This window comes from Mesorhizobium sp. B2-8-5 (assembly GCF_006440675.2).
Taxonomy (GTDB): Bacteria; Pseudomonadota; Alphaproteobacteria; order Rhizobiales; family Rhizobiaceae; genus Mesorhizobium.
In genome coordinates this window covers 4,215,057-4,231,474 of the sequence record NZ_CP083951.1, presented here as the reverse complement: position 1 = coordinate 4,231,474, position 16,418 = coordinate 4,215,057, and the positions used below count along the sequence as shown (strand labels likewise).

At 58.9% G+C, this 16,418-nt stretch carries 11 protein-coding genes; 3 read left to right on the top strand and 8 right to left on the bottom strand.

The window, feature by feature from the left end; all coding sequences use genetic code 11:
* The first annotated feature begins 234 nt into the window (after positions 1 to 234).
* Positions 235 to 2,682 (top strand): NACHT domain-containing protein, encoded by a 2,448-nt coding sequence (locus FJ430_RS20530; protein WP_140709836.1) that lies wholly within the window; start codon positions 235 to 237, stop codon positions 2,680 to 2,682.
* 244 nt (positions 2,683 to 2,926) lie between these two features.
* On the opposite strand, the gene FJ430_RS20525 is transcribed toward FJ430_RS20530, so the two are convergent.
* Complete coding sequence (locus FJ430_RS20525; protein WP_226891806.1) at positions 2,927 to 5,353, bottom strand: DUF4238 domain-containing protein; 2,427 nt, start codon at positions 5,351 to 5,353, stop codon at positions 2,927 to 2,929.
* A 154-nt stretch (positions 5,354 to 5,507) separates the two neighbouring features.
* Between FJ430_RS20525 and FJ430_RS20520 the strand changes: the two genes are divergently transcribed.
* On the top strand, positions 5,508 to 6,851 hold the full coding sequence (locus FJ430_RS20520) for a DUF5677 domain-containing protein (protein WP_140709834.1): 1,344 nt from the start codon (positions 5,508 to 5,510) through the stop codon (positions 6,849 to 6,851).
* Between the two features lie 12 nt (positions 6,852 to 6,863).
* Complete coding sequence (locus FJ430_RS20515; RefSeq protein WP_210242114.1) at positions 6,864 to 7,874, top strand: HNH endonuclease; 1,011 nt, start codon at positions 6,864 to 6,866, stop codon at positions 7,872 to 7,874.
* 529 nt (positions 7,875 to 8,403) lie between these two features.
* Here the strand turns inward: FJ430_RS20515 and FJ430_RS20510 are convergent.
* From FJ430_RS20510 to FJ430_RS20480, 7 genes are all read right to left on the bottom strand, one after another.
* Positions 8,404 to 8,556, bottom strand: a complete 153-nt coding sequence (locus FJ430_RS20510; RefSeq protein WP_181175548.1) for a hypothetical protein — start codon at positions 8,554 to 8,556, stop codon at positions 8,404 to 8,406.
* A gap of 47 nt (positions 8,557 to 8,603) precedes the next feature.
* Positions 8,604 to 9,473 (bottom strand): hypothetical protein, encoded by an 870-nt coding sequence (locus tag FJ430_RS20505; RefSeq protein WP_140709832.1) that lies wholly within the window; start codon positions 9,471 to 9,473, stop codon positions 8,604 to 8,606.
* Positions 9,470 to 10,303, bottom strand: a complete 834-nt coding sequence (locus FJ430_RS20500; protein WP_140709828.1) for a Shedu immune nuclease family protein — start codon at positions 10,301 to 10,303, stop codon at positions 9,470 to 9,472. The genes FJ430_RS20505 and FJ430_RS20500 overlap by 4 nt, the downstream gene beginning before the upstream one ends.
* Before the next feature lie 149 nt (positions 10,304 to 10,452).
* Positions 10,453 to 12,513, bottom strand: coding sequence for an AAA family ATPase (locus FJ430_RS20495; protein WP_140709826.1), 2,061 nt, complete (start codon positions 12,511 to 12,513; stop codon positions 10,453 to 10,455).
* The gene (locus tag FJ430_RS20490; protein WP_140709810.1) at positions 12,510 to 13,040 is read right to left on the bottom strand and encodes a hypothetical protein; all 531 of its coding nucleotides are present in this window, start codon (positions 13,038 to 13,040) and stop codon (positions 12,510 to 12,512) included. Before FJ430_RS20490 ends, FJ430_RS20495 begins: the two co-directional genes overlap by 4 nt.
* On the bottom strand, positions 13,040 to 14,278 hold the full coding sequence (locus FJ430_RS20485; protein ID WP_210242113.1) for an SIR2 family protein: 1,239 nt from the start codon (positions 14,276 to 14,278) through the stop codon (positions 13,040 to 13,042). Before FJ430_RS20485 ends, FJ430_RS20490 begins: the two co-directional genes overlap by 1 nt.
* A 1,093-nt stretch (positions 14,279 to 15,371) precedes the next feature.
* Positions 15,372 to 16,244: a molybdopterin dinucleotide binding domain-containing protein gene (locus FJ430_RS20480; protein WP_210242112.1), complete on the bottom strand. Its 873-nt coding sequence runs from the start codon at positions 16,242 to 16,244 to the stop codon at positions 15,372 to 15,374.
* Between the last annotated feature and the right edge of the window lie 174 nt (positions 16,245 to 16,418).

Below are 16,418 nucleotides of genomic sequence, written 5' to 3'. Positions count from 1 at the left end.
AGGTTTGCACCGCTGCGTGTCAAGACACCCAGCGTTTCTCATAAGCACGCGGGATTCGGCCGAAGGCGCAAGGCAGAAAGTTCGGAAAGCTTCCAAGAACCCCGGGCCCTAAAGCTCTCCTTGCTCGTTTTCTCGCTCAGGCTGAACGCTCCGATCTGATCTAGCGCATCTTGGCATTTTTGCTGGCGTCCGTAGAGCGATTTAGTAGAATGTTTCAAGGCTTGGGGGGAGTGTTTGTCTACTATCATCAAGGGAAACAATTTCAGGGACCTAGTCGCTTCTACTCTGGAAGCAGCAGGATTTCATGCCGAGTCGGAAATTCGGGTTGGCCCGAAGAAAGTCGACGTGATCTGGCATCGTGAAGATATAGATGGCATCATTCGCTATGGCGTCGAGGCAAAGGACTACGCTTCAGCCTTATCGATGGTTGAATGTCGCGAGTTTGTGACAGACTACGGCACGCTCGTAAGCGACAAGGCGGTTGATCGTGCCTGGCTCATTTCTCGCGGCGACGTATCCCCCGACGGGCGCCTGCTCGTTGACAAGAACCCAAACTTGAAATGCATGACATTTGCCGAACTACAACGACGGTTGATGAACCTCGACCCGTATCTTCGGCATTTGGTCGAGGCGTTCGAGCATGATCGAATTCCGGAATGGTTCGTGGCGCCGCATACGGATGAGGACGAACCTCTGGACGATGTTGTTGATCGATGGCTTGTCGAGTTTGACGCTCCGCCGTTGGCGATCGTTTCAGGGTATGGGAAAGGCAAAACGACCTTCGCACGACACTTGGCGGCTCGACTGGCGCGCAACGCGCTCGCCGATCCGACCGACCGACTGCCCATTCTCATACCCTTGGGCGAGATCGTTGAAGAGCAGTCTCTCGAAGGCCTTCTGGGAAAGGTTTTCACAACCGGTCCCGGCGTTCGCGGCTACAACTTTGGCCTCTTTCAGAATCTGAACCGTCTGGGTCGGTTCGTGATCATCTTCGATGGCTTCGACGAAATGAAGCACGGCATGACGCTTCATCGCTTCGAGCAGATGATCGTGGAACTCATGCGGCTTGATGCTGGGGGTGCCAAGATTGTGATCCTAGGGCGTGATACCGCTTTCCAGGACGATATCGAATTCAAATCAATAATTCTCGGTCGCCAGACGACGGCCGGTGGCACTGAGGTCGCGGCAAGGGATCGCCGGGCATTTCGGCAGGTTCAACTGCGAGAATTCAGCCTCGATGAGGCGCATGCATATGTCCGTGCGTTTTTTCCAATCGCTGCGAATGACGCTTTGCGACAATTACCAGAAGTGGACCGCGAATACTGGAAAACGGCAAGGATAGAGGAACTGACGGCCGGCACCCTCGATCCGCTTTTAATTCGTCCAGTACACGCGCAAATGCTCTGCCATATCGCGACAGACAGGACTGTCGAGCTCAAGTCGTTGTCGAAGCATGGGCTATTTGATCGATTCGTGCATTTCCTGCTCGACCGGGAGGTTCGGAAAGCTGGTCGAGATCCGAACTTTACCCTCGCGACACGCCGACGATTCAATGCAGAAGTCGCCCTTTGGCTGTGGTTGCAAGGCGGCGTCTCCACTACCTCTCTCGCACATGTGCCCTTCGAGCTCTGCAAAACCGCCGCCGCTGGCGTTCAGCATGACTACGACGAATCCGCGTTGCGCAAGGAGCTCACTGCCGGTTGCTTGATCGAGAAGGCTGCGGGAACAGTCTATTTCGGCCATAGGTCCTTGCAAGAATTCCTCGTGAGCGAGGCGATCCTAACAAGAAGCGCAAATGCGGGCTTCTCGGAACGAGACCTCGATACCTACATACGAGCTGTAAACTCGGAAATCGTTGACTTCATTGTTGGCGCGATGGACTCGCAAGATAGCGCAAGAACTGCCATGGAGCGCTGGCTGGCGAACCTTCCGGGATGGGAGAGCATCGACCTTGAAAAGACGGGCATGCGCCTCCTGGTGGCGCTCTACGAGCGTCTCAAGCCGGACAACGATGTGCTCGGGCCTTGGCAGCCATTTCTCGAATATTTCTCAGCGAACGGGCAGATCGAATACGCCTTTCGCTCCAGGCGTGCGCGGGAAGTTGCTCGCCGATTGGCCTTTGACTCACGCACCGCAAGTTTTAGAGTGCAAGCTTCGACGGCGCTGCTCATCGCCCGGCTACTGAGCGCAAACCAAGAGAGCCGGCCTGATCTAGTTGCCGGGATGGTCGATCCGAACTCAATACGCACCGCCATCGCGAAGGCTCGGGAGATAGGCAAGCACAAGATTCATTATGTGCGGCGCGAAGCGGACTATGCTCTTTGGCTGCTTTTGTCTTCGCTGACATTCTCAATGTCGCAATCGGGTAGTGGCGTGGTGGTGAATTTGGACGGCTTTTACTCTGATGCGGCTGATGGATCGCCCGTCGATGTCATAGATCGGGCGACTGAAGGAGGCGAAAACGTTGTCATTCCGCCTCAAGCCCTCTATCGAAGCTGGGGAGCTCGCGAGAGTGAAATTGAGCGTGTGAGACCATTCTTTACGGAAAGATCAATTTCAGACCGAATCAGGCCCTTGGAAGTTGAGGTCTTGCGAAAACGCCACGTCCGATCGTCGGCCGTTAGCGAAACCTTGCGGCAGGCCAGACCGACACTGACTATGCCAAGAAAGAAGTTATCGTAGAGCATTGCGCCGCCGAGACATGTCGCCCGCAGCCTAGCGGCGACGTATCGCAACTTACCACCTATGGCATCACAGAGATCGTCATACGTCCCCACTCAAGCCGAAAGTCCGAGGCGCCGTGACGTGAGATCGGCGCGGCGACGAAACTGTTAGCATCCAAGCCGGCTTTGCGAAGGAACAGCGCTTCAAATAGACGCATATGGTTTCATTGTTGACGACCGGTGCATCGGGACAGCGACACGTCCTAAGCCTTTGCATCCGAGCGCTGAATGTAGAACGCCATGGGCACCATCTGCAGGTGATGCTCGGAGCTAGACATCAGCAGCAGACGATTAATCGTGTTATCCTGGATCCCTGTCGGCGCGAAAACGCAGGAAATCCTGCCGTCATTCCCGAATTCCCCCCGTTTACGGAGAGCCTTCTGGGCCGCCTGATGTGTGCGAGCGAATCGGGCAGCGAGCCCCGCCTCGAAATTCGGCCCGAGACCGCGTTTCCCCACATCAGCCAGATACCGGAACATCTCGCCGAAAAGTGCGGGGTAGCCTGCCAATATGCCCTCGCGCGCCATCCGGATAATGCGGTCGGGATTGTCGGGAAACAGGAACTCGGCGTCGGCGAGATTTCCAGCGAGCTGCCTGAAGCGCGCCGGAGGCGCTCCTAACCTCGGTCGCGCCGCGCGGATGATCTCCTGCCAGCGGAAGGCGCTGTCAGTCACGATAGTGGCCCCGGTCGCCTGCGCCAGATACATCGCGATTTCGAAGTTCGGCCCCATCTGCATCAGGCGCATCTGGCCGCCTTCCTTGCCGCCATCGAAGATGCCGTCCTGCAGGGACGCCAGCGGGTCCTCCTCTTTCAGCCGCTCCAGCTCGGACAATGTTTCCGCGATGCCGGCCGCATCCAGATCGGGAAAGTTCTCACGCATCCGGGCCTCCTGCGCGTTCCGGGGCCACATCAGCATGTCGCGCATGAGGTCGACACGCACCAGTTCCTCCAGCCGCGGCTCTCCGCGGAGGCTAATGTCGATCCCAGCAGCACGGTCCTCCGCCATCGCCATGGTTTCGCGGCGGAGATGGTAGTCGAAGGTCCACGGGTCCGGAATGAGGTTGATCAATCCGGCGTCCACCAGCGGCATGACGTTGAGGAAGAATGCCACAGCCTTCAGGAATTCGAGATGGTAGCTGCGCGGATGCTCGGTCGGCCGGAACTTCTTGGCGATGGTGCCGGAGTGGACGAACGGCGTCTCGACGATTAGCTCGCCGAAGTAGAGCGACGCGCCTAGGGCAAATTCTACGATGGACTGCGGATGGAGCGATCCGGTGTATACGGCGCGCGGCCGCCGTTTTGGCAGGAGCGATAGAAGATCGGTTTCGAGCGGCCAGAGCGCCTCGTAGAGAAAATAGACTTCCCTGATCTGGTCGTCGGTCAGCTCCCGCCTGACCGCTGTCCAGTCCTTGCCCGTGTCTAAACCCAGGATCGAAAGGATGCCGCGATGAAACACGAGATTGCGCTCGCGGATGCTTCGTTCAGTCCAGCTGGGCCGCAGCGCCAGTGGCCTGGACTTGCAACAGACGCGGTAGGGATGTCCTGACCCGCAACCGCAGGGCGCGCCCAACGCGAGCTCCTTCGTCGGCAGTACCTTCTTGAGAGTTTCGCGTTCCTTCTCGGTCCGGCCGAACGCATCTTGGTAACGGACGCTGCCGTCCTTGAACCCCACATAGGTCTCGCCACCGAAGTTCCAAAGCTCGTCGTGCGGCGGGAGCAGCGTCACGGCAAGGTCGGCCCATGATCCGGTCGCTTCCTGTTCGGGATAGAGCCATTCTCGCCTGCCGGCGGCGATGTGGCGCTGCGCCCGCGCCTTCAGCACCCGGTTGATCTGCGAGACCTCAAGGTCCGTGAGCCGTCGCGTGCGTATGATCTTGTCCGTCCGGACCATCGACTGGCGGAAGTTGCGCGCGAATGTCCGCTTCTCCAGCGGCGGTGCCGACGGATTTTCGGCATATTCGAGGTTGGTCAGGATGAGGCAGTGTTCCCTGCTGAGCGGGAACAGGGTCTGCGATGCCTTCAGCGCGATTCCCGGATCGTGGGGGAAGGCGCATTGCGGCGCTTCGGGGGGCAGCGCGTGGTTGTAGATCGTCACCGGATGGTCGGTCAGGATGAACTTCACGTCGGCATCCTCGGCCGAGACGATCTCCCGGACGCTCTCGGTCCAGATCGTGGTGTGGAGCATGCGGATGCCCTGCATCTCCATCATCAGCTCGTTCTGATGGAGCGCCGGATACTGGGCCCTCAGCCACGCCAAGCCTTTCGGTGTCCGCAGTTTCTGGATGTCGATATATTCGAAGAATCTCCCGAAATGCTCGTGCCAGGCGGCGATGTCGGTTCCTGCGAAGGCTCTGACGGCTTGCGACCCGCGCGTGTCGATATCGCCGAACAGCCTGCGCTCGATTTCGTCGTTCACCTCCGTACCGAAGAATGTCGAATAGAGGTCGGTCTGGAAGAAGCACCGCTTAGTGGGCGCGTCGAATAGCGACCGCTCTTCAATCATACGTCCGCAGGCGAGGACTTTGGTGGGGGGCGCGAGGTCGAGATAGGCCAGCTTTGAGCTATCGGGTTCAAGGAAGCCCCTTTGATGCCATTGCGGAACGAAGTGGTTGTTTCTGGTGATCGCCATCTGAACCTGGGAACCCAGTCAGGCCGCGCCCCGGACAATGTCGAGCCGCGCCATCTGGCACATGATTGGCGTTGGGAAAGGTATCATCGCTCCATTGTCGTTTCCCTTTCGTTCCGCTACGCATTCCTTTTGCCGCAACATAAGGATTCCGTCGATGGGGTCGTTGCAAGCCCTGCTTGAAGAGCAGCTATCCACTATTCCGCGGGTCATCGCGATCGAGTTGGTCCGCGACAAGCTCAAGGCGTCGGGACATGCCGAGGATGAAAAGTTGATAGGCTCCATCGTCGATCAGCTGCTCGGCGCCGGCTCAGGCACAGACGCGGATGGCGACAACGAGGATGTCATCGAAATCGAGTCCGACGAGGACATCGTGCTCCAATTCACCGACGCCGATACCGCGCGCGTGCAGGACTATGCCGACAAGATCAGCGAGACGCTTCCTGACCTGATTCACACGGTCGCCGAGGCGGCGGCAGGAAAGATGCTGCGTCGATATGAGCGCGACTGGGCGGTCTGGCGCGCTGCGACCGACATTCAGATGGATCAGTTTCGTTTCAACCTGCAGGCACGATGGGGAAAGGGCTTCGATGCCCTACGGATGCTGATTGAGCTGTCGCGAGACATCGGCACAGATTTTCACCGTCGCGCCAGCCGCTCGCGGTCGCGCCGGCGCGCGCATCTGAACAAGGCGCTCTTTCACCTCCATGTCCGCGCGATCCAGATCGCGTCCGAGATCATGGTTCTGATGGAGAACGGCTATGCCGACGGCGCAATGGCGCGGTGGCGCACGCTTCACGAAGTTGCCTGCGTAGCTATGGTCCTTGACGATGGCGGCGAAGTTCTCGCCGAGCGCTACCTCGCGCATGAGATCGTTGAGGCGAAGAAGGGCCTCGGGCAATATCAGCAATGCCATACGCGTCTTGGCTATGCTCCCATTGCGAAACGTGCCGCCGCGCGCATCGAAAAGGACTATGCCGATGCGACCCACCGCTACGGCAAAGAGTTTGGCGGCGATTATGGCTGGGTCGCTGCGCATTTGGGGAACCCAAAGCCAAATTTCAGCAATATCGAGGATGCCGCAGGCCGAGCGATGATGCGCTCGCACTATAAGATGGCGAGCCACAATGTTCATGCGAGCACCAAGGGCATCGCCTATCGGCTCGGGTCACTCGACCGCCGCTACGCAGTCGTCGCAGGCGCCAGCAATGTGGGCTTTGTCGAGCCGGGTCAAAACCTGGCTTTGAGCCTCTTGCACATCGCCATGCTTTTGCTTCCGACGTCGTGGACGCTCGACAAGATCGTACAGCTGATCACGCTGAACAAACTTCACGATCGTATTCCGCGCGCGCTCGCGCAAGCCGAACGCGCGATTGCACGAGACGAGAAGAAGATTCGTGAGGCTGCGGTCGCTCGCCATGTGAGCGCTCACGCGCAAAGCGCTAATCGAGATCGACGCGCGACGGTAAGGCTGGCCTCCTCGGTCCGGAGCGGATCATGATGGAGAAGTTTCTTGTCCACACCGCCTGAAGCGACGCTCGAATCCCCGGATTATGCGATCATCGCCATGGTCCAGGGCAGTATAGGCGAGCCGGCTGTCGCGCTCGGGACGAAGGGGCGGTGTCGTTTCTGCGGCCAAACCGAGCCTCGCGCCTTCCGCAACGTTGCCCATACGCTGCCAGACGCGTTCGGCAACAAGTGGGTGACCTCGCTCGACGAGTGCGACGCCTGCAACGCCAGCTTCGGTACGTTCGATGACGCGCTCGTCAAAAGCATGGGCGCGATCCTCACAGTCGGCGGCACGCAGGGCAAAGGCAACAAAGTACGTCAGACCGGCCGCAGCGACGGCCCGGCCTCGATCCGCCACCGGATTATCGACGGCAAACGGTCGATATCGATGCGCACAAACGGAACGCCGTTCTCGGATCATTTCGGGGTGAAGCCGAAAACAGGCGAGTTGGTATTTCGCATCCCCGGCGGGACCGAGCGCTTCATCCCAGCCAGAGCCTATAAAGCGCTCGTCAAGATGGCGGTGGCGCTGCTGCCGGCGGATGAGCTGCCGAACTTCACGAAGATCATCGCCTGGCTTCATTCCACCGACGACGATCTCCTGCCGCACATGATTGTCGGCATTTCCTTTTCGACCATCGGCAATTCACCGCCGCTGCTCGCGGCCGCGCTCTTGCGACGGACGTCCAGCAACCTCGACACGCCCTATATGCTGTTCGTCACGACGATGGGTTCGGTGTGCCTGCAGATCGTGCTTAAGGCCGACAGCCAAGACGGTGAATGGCCGTCCCGGCTTCGCACCCGCCCCAATATTCGTTGGACGAACATGCTGGCGCCGACGGGCGAAGAGCCGCTTGCGCTTGTCTATGATTATCCTGTCCATCTGGACTGGGGACGTGCCGGCCTTGAGCCACCAGTGATTGAGGCGATCGTTACCGCCGTCCATCCGCAGACTGGCCAGGGGCATATGTCCGCGGTGCTGCGCAAGAGCGCGCTCGCGCCATCACCGTCATGATCCTGTCCGGTCAGGCGGCGCGCTTTGTCGGAAATTCAGGCTTTCGCCCATAAGCGGCGCCGCGCCCTGTGGGTCGCATAGTCGCTGCGGGCGTAGAGTAGGAAAAGGCCGCAGAGGGCGGCCAACGGCGGTTTGGCGGAACGCGAGGGATTCGAACACATACGCCGAAGAAATCTTCTGGCGCTCGGCGGCTCCATAAGCAATGTCGGCTTTCAGGAAGACTCAGTGTCAGTCGAACGGCCGGAATGATGCGCTTAGCCGCCAGGCGGCAATCGGGCCGACTGCGGTCCGTCCGGTTTCGGTCGGGAGTGATGGAAAGCTGCCTATGAGCCGCGCCCCGTCGGCCGCTTGTACTCAATTGCGAAACCCCGAAAAGCGTGGTTGCCACAGCAATATCGATCCGCTTCGCTGCCCATGCGCAGAAATTTCGTGCTAGGATCGACGGAAGCGATCACTGTGGAGACCGTAGCTGAGGCGCAGCGCCGTCGGGACCGGCGCTTTCCGCCCCTTCCTCGGCCGCGCCCGATGTCTACGCGCATGCAGCGCGTTCTACCATCTCGCGCGTCACGACCTTGCTGTGATCCCGCTCGCGGTAGAGACGGGCATACTCGTCGTCATCAACATCACCCGGGCCGTAGTCATGGTAGTCGAGATGATGCCAGCCCCTTTCCGTGAGATCCATGCCAAACTCAGGGCCGACAAATCCGCTCAAGGGTAAGATGTAAGTCTTTATAAAAGGGACGTCCTCGAAGACCGCTTGATGAACTGCGCGCCGGGCGTGTTTTCGATGAACCACGGTTGCCCGGCGAACGCGCCAAACTGCCGTTGGATGATGCGTCCGATCGTTTTCAGTGCCGATAGAGCGTCCTCCCGCATCGTTTCGTAGGTTGCCGGGTTGAAATGGACCGAGCGGTTACGCAGTGTCGCGAGCTCGATGAAAACTGGGCAAACATCAGGCAAGAGCACACCCCAGTCTTCGAGCACGCGCACGGCGAACCGCCAGTCATCAAAAGACTCGCTGCGATAGACACGGCGGTAGTGCGGTGACGCTTTGTAATGATCCCGAAGGTCTAGGATAAGGTGGTTCAGAATGCGTTCGCCGAGGGCGCAGGCAGCGACCAGGGCCGGAAAGTAGAGCCCTGATACAAAGGCGCGGCGCGCCTGTTCATGCATCAAGTTATGATAACTGACGACGGAGAACGCCTTTGCGCCAAGGCCCTTGGTGTCCTGGACCACCTGCGCATGACGGCGTTCTCCGTATTCAGCCTTGAGCCTATCAATCGCCTTATCACGGTTATCTGTATGGAGGGCCTTCACCTTCTCATCCCAGTGCTCGCCCGGATCATCGAGGCTCATCGGCGTAGAGTCGAAGTCATAGGCAAATGGGTGATATCGGCGCCGCCCGCGATCACACACGGATGGGTGCCCTTGGTGGTCGTAGAGGCCGCGCGGTAGGTCGGCTACCGTGGTGAACCTTTCTGACACCGGGCTCTCCGCGTGGCCGTTGCTCCCGGTCTCGGCGCCAACTCGGTGCTCGGTTGCCGCCTGCACTTGCTTCTCATCTTTGACCGCAATCGGCTCTTGATCGCCCACGGTCATCGGCTCGCCGTGGTAGGTGCGGGCGTTGGGGGGCGCACCATCACCTTCAGCGCGTTGGGATGGAAATTGCCCATGACATGGCCCCGCCTTGTTGTAAGGAAGGGTGACGGCTTGTTGTTGGCAACGACCCCCTCGAGCTTTTTGTACAGCCCTTCGCTGACGGTGAGCATATGGGGATCGGCCCACATAAAGAGATTATTGTCGACGATCTCCTCATTCTGAAGGTCAATGAACTCGGCGCGCCGAGAGCCGAGCCACAGCTGATGCTTGCCGGGCAGACCCTCCGCAAGGCTGTCGAATGTGATGATCTTGAAGTCGTCGCGCTCTTCGGCGCGGATACGGCTACGCCTTAACTCACTATCTGCGTATTCGGCGCGACGGCCAAACACTAGCACGAACTTCGGGTTTGTCGGGTTGCGTTGCATCACCGCCGGCACGCGGATCGTGCTCAACTGATTGACGAAGGCCTGCAGGTTACCTTCGATCGAAAGCCAGGCCCGCCAACTGTTAATCTGCTGCAGAGCGTGGACGAAATCCGGGTGGTACTCGTGGCCGGCGTCCTTGAAAAACCGCGAGGAAGGCTTTTCGATCTCGATGAAAACCGCATTCCAATCGTCGGAGCTCTTCGACAGGAAGAAAAAGTCGCTCTTAAAATCGGCACCAAATGCTAGCTTCCGCAGTACAAGGCTCAAGTGGACGCCGTGGTTCTGCACGAAGTCGCGCGGCACCAGCTGCGTGTTGACCTCGATGAACCTTTGATAGACTTGCTCATTGTGCCCTTCATCAAGTAGGGCAAGATATTGGGCCTTCAGTTCGTCTGCGTGGTCCATGCCACCTCCCTGCCGATATGCCTCAGGCGCGTCTTGAACGCCGGCGGATCGCCCGGCTCAGCGATATCCGCTAGGGCCGGAACATAGTTCAACGGCAAGAACCAAGCCCTACCGATGCAACTGTACCGGCATCTTTGCCAAGGATCAGATCAAGCAGTTGCCTGGACACCGTCAAATTGACGAAGGATCCCTGTGGCCATCGGCGGAATTTCGAGCCGCCCAATCACATCAGCCGCCCCGCGCTCGTTAAAGTCAATCGCGTACCGACGCCCAACTTGCTCAGGCGTGCTGAGCATCCGTCGGCACAGCAAATCGGCGAGCGCTTCATCCTCGACTGCCACGACAATTTGGCGACCACGTTGTCGGAGCGAAGAGAGAACTTCGACGAGTTGCAGAGCCCTGAAATCGTCGATGTGTTGAACCGGATCGTCCAACATAAGTGTTTCCCAACGGGACCACGGCCTCGCCAAGTGGACTGACAAAAGGAAAGCGAGACCCGCCGCTCGCCTCTGCCCGCTGCTGAAAACGAATTGGGGATTGAGATCGTCGCCCACCTTAAGACTGAGGAAGCGTCGGACGTCTCCCCGGATGCTGTAGTCGATGCTGCGCCAGTTCGCGTGTGGGCGCAGCCGCTGGTAGATCTCATTCAGCAGCGGGCTGATGCTGGCAAGCCGTTCGTCCACGATTTCTGCCGCCGATCGCCGAACGCTCTTTTCCAGCGATTTGGCTGATGCCACCGCGCTCTGAGCTCGTGAAAGTTCGTCCGCGGCAGCGTCGGCTTGTCGCCGAAGAAGGGACACTCGAGCGTCAACAGATGTCAATGTATCGACGGACCGCGAGGTCGACAAAGCGTTAAGCGAGCGCTCGAGCTCGACCAATTGCTCGCTCTCCTCCAGCACCTCCTGGTCAAGCGCGCTCGGGTTTGCAGCGTTGACTGTATTCAACCCATAGCGTTCGAAGATTTCGATATGAGCCGCTTCCCGTGCGCGAAGGGTCCCCAGCTTTTGCTCATAGACGTCCCAGCCTAGTTCCGCCTCGGCAAGTTGATCTTCAGCCTGGCCGGCTGCCTCGCGGATCTTCGCGAGATTGTCCCGCGCCAAATTCACGCGTGCGGCAAGCTGGTCGATCCGCGCCCGGGCGCTTCGGATGCCTGCATCAAATTCCTCGTTTGTTCTCATTGCCGCACAGAGCGGACAACGCTCGTTATGAAGTCCCAGCGCCTCTCCGTGTTCGACGAGGATGGACAACGAACCGGCGATTTCGTTTGCCGTCGCCTCAAGGTCATAGGCGCGCCGCGCCACATCCACCTCAGACTGCAGGCGATCAAAGTTTGACTGTGCGGTTTCCAGTGCCGCCTTTGCGCGCTCCCTGCGCACCAGCTCTTCTGGTGAATTGAACGCGCTCTGGAGCGCTGCGACTTCATGCCCTTCAAACGCGGCAAGGCCGAGACCTTCGAGCCGCCGCCGCCGATCAGGCAGAGTACGTTGCGCGAGGTCTATCCTCTGCGCAAGTTCTCCTTGCGTCGACGGAATGACCCGATCGAGCACTGCCATCGCCGCGGAGATATCGCTGCTCCGTTTCGCGGCGTCGTTTGCCTCCGACAGTTGCACGAGCCCGCCTTGCAGCACTGTCCGGGCTTGTTCGTAAGATGCTTCAGCGCGATCGCATGCCGCCTCCGTGATCGTAACCACAGCCTTCGCTTTCGCCGCGAGGCCTGCACCTTCGACTGACCCAAGAGCGGCGCGAACCAGGTCGAACCGTTGCGTTTCACTTAGATCGAGACTGAGGCTTGCGATCCACTCATCCCTGATAACCGAGGTTTTGCAGAGCTGTTTGAGCGGTTCTTCCGGTATGGCGCCCTGGCATAGTTGGGCTTCGATCTCGACCGGCGTCTTGTCGGCGCCACCGTCGCGTGTTCGAGTGATGGAGAACTGTTTGCCGTCGCAATCGACGAAGGCCACGGTCACGTAGTGGTTGCTCGGCGAGCCATCACCCCGCCACCAAATATAGTCGCGAACGGTCTCTTTTGCGGCCGTCTCTATTCCGTATTTGGCGATTTCGCCGAGAATGGCGAATTCGACTGCGTCGCAAAGTGTGCTTTTCCCTACCCCGTTGCGCCCAGTGATGACGGTGAAGCCCAGGCCGAAGTCGACACGGACCTTCTCGCGAAAACCGCGAAAACCGCAAACTTCAACGTAGTCAAGCCTCATGCTGGGCTCCCCAATATCTCGGCAACGTCCTCTGGCCGCTGGTTGGCCAAGAAGGCAGTCAACGCTTCGACCGGAATGTCCTTTGCGCGAACCCGCAGTCTATCGGCGATGTCAGTGTGTTCGAGAAGGGGCCGGGCCTTGATCGGACCTAAAGGCATCAGAACGTTCGTCAGGTCTTCGGTCGTTTGGATCGCAGTGCGTGCAATTTTCCGGGTGAGTGCAAAATTCTCTTCCAACTTCTCGACTTGCCGCTGAAGGGATTGCGCAAATTCGGAGGTCAGGAAGACTGAGTAAACATTCCAAGCCTTGGTGCCGGCCGCCCGAAGCGCAGGCGCGTGTCGTGCCAGTACCCGTTGCTGGGCCGCCTCCCAGGTGTCTAGTAGCTCTCTGGCAGTGCCAAAGACGTGTACAAAACCGATAACGGTAGCACTTTCAAAGCAAATGACCGGCGGCGACGTTCCGGTCCATGGCCAGGTCTCGTAACCAACCTCGCGAAGTATGATCTCGGACTGCGTGCCAATGTCCATCAGATACCCAACTCCGTCCGCGCCCCGTCAAGGTCGTACCAGGCCCCCATCCCCGCTGGGCGGATGAAGCTACCGGCGGCCCCGGGCCGAACGATGCTTCCTGGTACAGGTAGGTTAGTTGCGCCGGCTGCCACGACAATATCGGTCGAGGCAACTACAGGCGCTTCAACATATTTGGATCGAAGCTGGTTGAGAACCGCACCGGCGCCATTTACGACCCTGATAGATCGGCCCGCCAGCTCGTAGCCGAGAGCAGTTGGGGTCGCTCCGGCTTGCCTAAGCAGCAAATGGAACACCCCGCAGATCTCGCATTGGCTCGGCTTCGACCTGTTAGCTGGCTGCCCCGCAGGTACGCCTTCGGCGTCGCGCCGCCAATTGTAAAGCGTCTCGTTCTCGAAGTCCGGTGGCTCCAGCCAAACCGGATCGCAGGCCGCTCCGGTCGACGCCTCAAATGCCGACTTACCAGCTGCAAGTACCCCGCGAAGGTAGTTCCGGGAAAACGCCTGTCGAAGCTCAGACAGCGCGTCTGCCCCTGATTGCTGCACATGCGTGAACTCCACCTGCGGGCCGTGGGCTAGGGCCCATAGATCAGGAGCTTTAGCTTGAAGAGCAGCTGCATCCGCTAAGTCGATTACCGTGACGGAGAGTGGAGCAAGTCCGTCGAGGACAGTTCCCAAGAGGGTGTTCAAATAGTCCCAGTCGGACCAGAAACCGACGACCAGCAGGTCCTTCTGCCGGAGGTTTGCAGCCATCCACGTTTTGCTCTTTGCAATGCGCTGGGCGATGGGCGGATCAGCCAACTGCGACGGTGCCCACACGGTCGCCAGCCGGTCACGCGTCGCGCATCCATGAAATTTCAACAACGGACCCTGAGTGCGGGACCGAGTGGTCGCCTCGTCTCCATCCAACGAGTTTTGAAAGTCAAAGCCGTTCGCAACCGCGGACTGCTCAATCAACGTGTCGTAGTTGCCGGACAGGGCTGCTGTGGCCGCTCGCGTGACAAGGAAATCGGCTACTGCAGCATGGCCCGAGTTGGGCGGTTTCACAAACATTTGCCACGGCACGAGACTTTCGATGAATACAGACTGCAGTGCGTGAAGGTCGACGAAGTACTGCGCAAAAGCTTCAAGGTCGTGGCGCATCGCCGGATCGCAAGCAGGGTCCGTTTCGAGCACGTACTTGTCGAAGCTTGCCTCAGCGACACGCCATGCAGCGGGAAGGTTGCTGGGCGCTGCCATAGAAAGGCCAGCGCCACAAACAATCACTAGTCGTCCCGCGTGCATTGACGCGAGAAGTTTTGCTTTTGTCTCTGAGTGCAATCGGTCGCCTCATCCCCAATCGGTAGCCAACTATACTTGTAGGTTTTGCGTTGGCGAGTCTAATTGCAAATCCTCCTTTGGCCGCGAGGCCACACCAACTCCTTCTTGGGGAACTGACGTACCTTCGTCTGGGCGCCCTCAAACCCGCCGAAAGTAGCGCTGAGCGCTCGGCGATCGCCCCTGAAATTGACCTCAACGTGTGGCAGCTTTCAGGATCGGCGTTTCGCCGTCTGAAGGGCTAGAATGAGGCGCAAAGCTGCCGTTCGCGTCGGGATAGCTTTTCGAGCCGGACTCGCTCATTCCCTACGGTTTGTGCAGCACCGAGACACGCCCATCACGCCCGACACTGTAGAAAATATCGCATGCTCTCCGAGTGGGGGGAAAGGCGGTAGCGCTCTTCCGACACGAACCACCAAGTAAGCGCTGCGATCAAGTTTACACCACTGCGGATCCATACCCGCCAACTTCCTTCATAAGCGCGCGCAATTCGGCTGAGGCGCAACCCAGAAAATTTGAAAGCTTCCAGGTACCCAAGTCGAGCGCGAATTGTAGAACCATACGACGGCGCTTGCGGGCATGGGTGGACTGTGCTCTGCGAGGTCGGAATGAGGGCCTTGGAGTTTCGTTTGAACCGACCTTTTGGCAGACTTCACGCTTTGATTTGCAATCTTGTACGCGGCAAGTTCGCCGATGGTATCGGAGGAGAATCCTGTGACTGCCGGCCTCCTGCAGGCTAGTCTCGACCTTTCCGGCCTGTTTGCCGTGTAGGAAGTATCGGCGACCGATACAGCGGCGGCGATCCAAGGCTCGGGGAAGATGATCCCATGGCACCGTCACCTTGGTAGCCTCGTTAGGCCTCACTAAGAGAATTGCAGCTCAGGTCCTTGCGATCGATTCGACGCATTGCCGTTGGTGTCGCCACCGTCCTCGCCCAGCTGGAACGCTGGCCATCCCTACGTGCTGGTGAGCCCAATTCACGAACGAACTGCAACCGGGGTGGCGGCAACTATACTTAAAAACCTGCCTTAACCTGGGGCATCTGGAAATCGCCTGCCTGTCTTTCACCAAGGAATCTCTCGACCTCTACGAGAGCAGACTGAGCAGGCCCCTGTCCGAGGAATGACGTTCCTTCGTCGCGCGTGAGCATGTTTGGATTTCCATGAAGATCAAGCGAGCCCGGTGCCGCGTACGCTTCAGGGTGGTACCAGGCGCCTGACGCCAGTTGCACAACACCCTCCATGACGTCGCTCGAAAGCACTGCGCCAGCCAGACATGCGCCACGGTCATTAAAGACCCGCACGGTGTCGCCATTTTCGATCAGTCGGGAAGCAGCATCGATGCTGTTGATCAGAATAGGCTCACGCCCGGCCACTTTCGAACCGCGGCTCAGCTTTGCGTCGTCCAGCTGGCTATGAAGTCGCGTCGAAGGCTGATTTGAGATTAGGTGAAGCGGAAACCGCTCGGCGGCTTTTGCCGAGTGCCATTCCTTCGGCGGCAACCAGACCGGATGGCCAGGGCAATTGTCATAGCCGAAGCCCGCAATAGTCTCACTGAAGATTTCTATGCGCCCTGATGGCGTTCGAAGTGGGTTGGCCACGGGGTCGGCACGGAAATCGCCGAACAGAATGAAGTCGTCCTCCGGCGACGGCACCTCGATGAAGCCCTCCCTCCAGAATCTTGAGAACTCAGGCAACTCTACATTGTGCACCCGAGCCTTCGCGCGACATCCGTCGTAAGCATGCTCGATCCACCCACGAATATCGCGGCCCTCCGTGAACTGCTCCTGGAAGCCAAGGTGGCCGGCAAGGTCACTGAAGATGTCGTAGTCGTTGCGCGCTTGGCCAACCGGTTCAATCAGTTGCGGCACTCCTTTGATCCCGGTCAAGGCGATGTTCTTGCAACTACACTATTCACCCCACATTCATTGCCATTTTCTTTGGATGATATAGTGGATGAAGAAATACCCGACTCCCTTATCTGGGCATCATGGGCGGCGTGAAGCAGCTGCGCGGCAAGGAAGACTTGCGGCACGCTTCGCTGCAGGATTTTCGTTAAGAGC

Excerpts from the sequence above, each read along its gene's own strand:
- FJ430_RS20525 (WP_226891806.1), bottom strand. The coding sequence starts at position 5,353 with ATGGCGATCACCAGAAACAACCACTTCGTTCCGCAATGGCATCAAAGG.
- FJ430_RS20520 (WP_140709834.1), top strand. The coding sequence starts at position 5,508 with ATGGGGTCGTTGCAAGCCCTGCTTGAAGAGCAGCTATCCACTATTCCG.
- FJ430_RS20510 (WP_181175548.1), bottom strand. The coding sequence starts at position 8,556 with ATGGATCTCACGGAAAGGGGCTGGCATCATCTCGACTACCATGACTAC.
- FJ430_RS20505 (WP_140709832.1), bottom strand. The coding sequence starts at position 9,473 with ATGACCGTGGGCGATCAAGAGCCGATTGCGGTCAAAGATGAGAAGCAA.
- FJ430_RS20500 (WP_140709828.1), bottom strand. The coding sequence starts at position 10,303 with ATGGACCACGCAGACGAACTGAAGGCCCAATATCTTGCCCTACTTGAT.
- FJ430_RS20495 (WP_140709826.1), bottom strand. The coding sequence starts at position 12,513 with ATGAGGCTTGACTACGTTGAAGTTTGCGGTTTTCGCGGTTTTCGCGAG.
- FJ430_RS20490 (WP_140709810.1), bottom strand. The coding sequence starts at position 13,040 with ATGGACATTGGCACGCAGTCCGAGATCATACTTCGCGAGGTTGGTTAC.
- FJ430_RS20485 (WP_210242113.1), bottom strand. The coding sequence starts at position 14,278 with ATGGCAGCGCCCAGCAACCTTCCCGCTGCATGGCGTGTCGCTGAGGCA.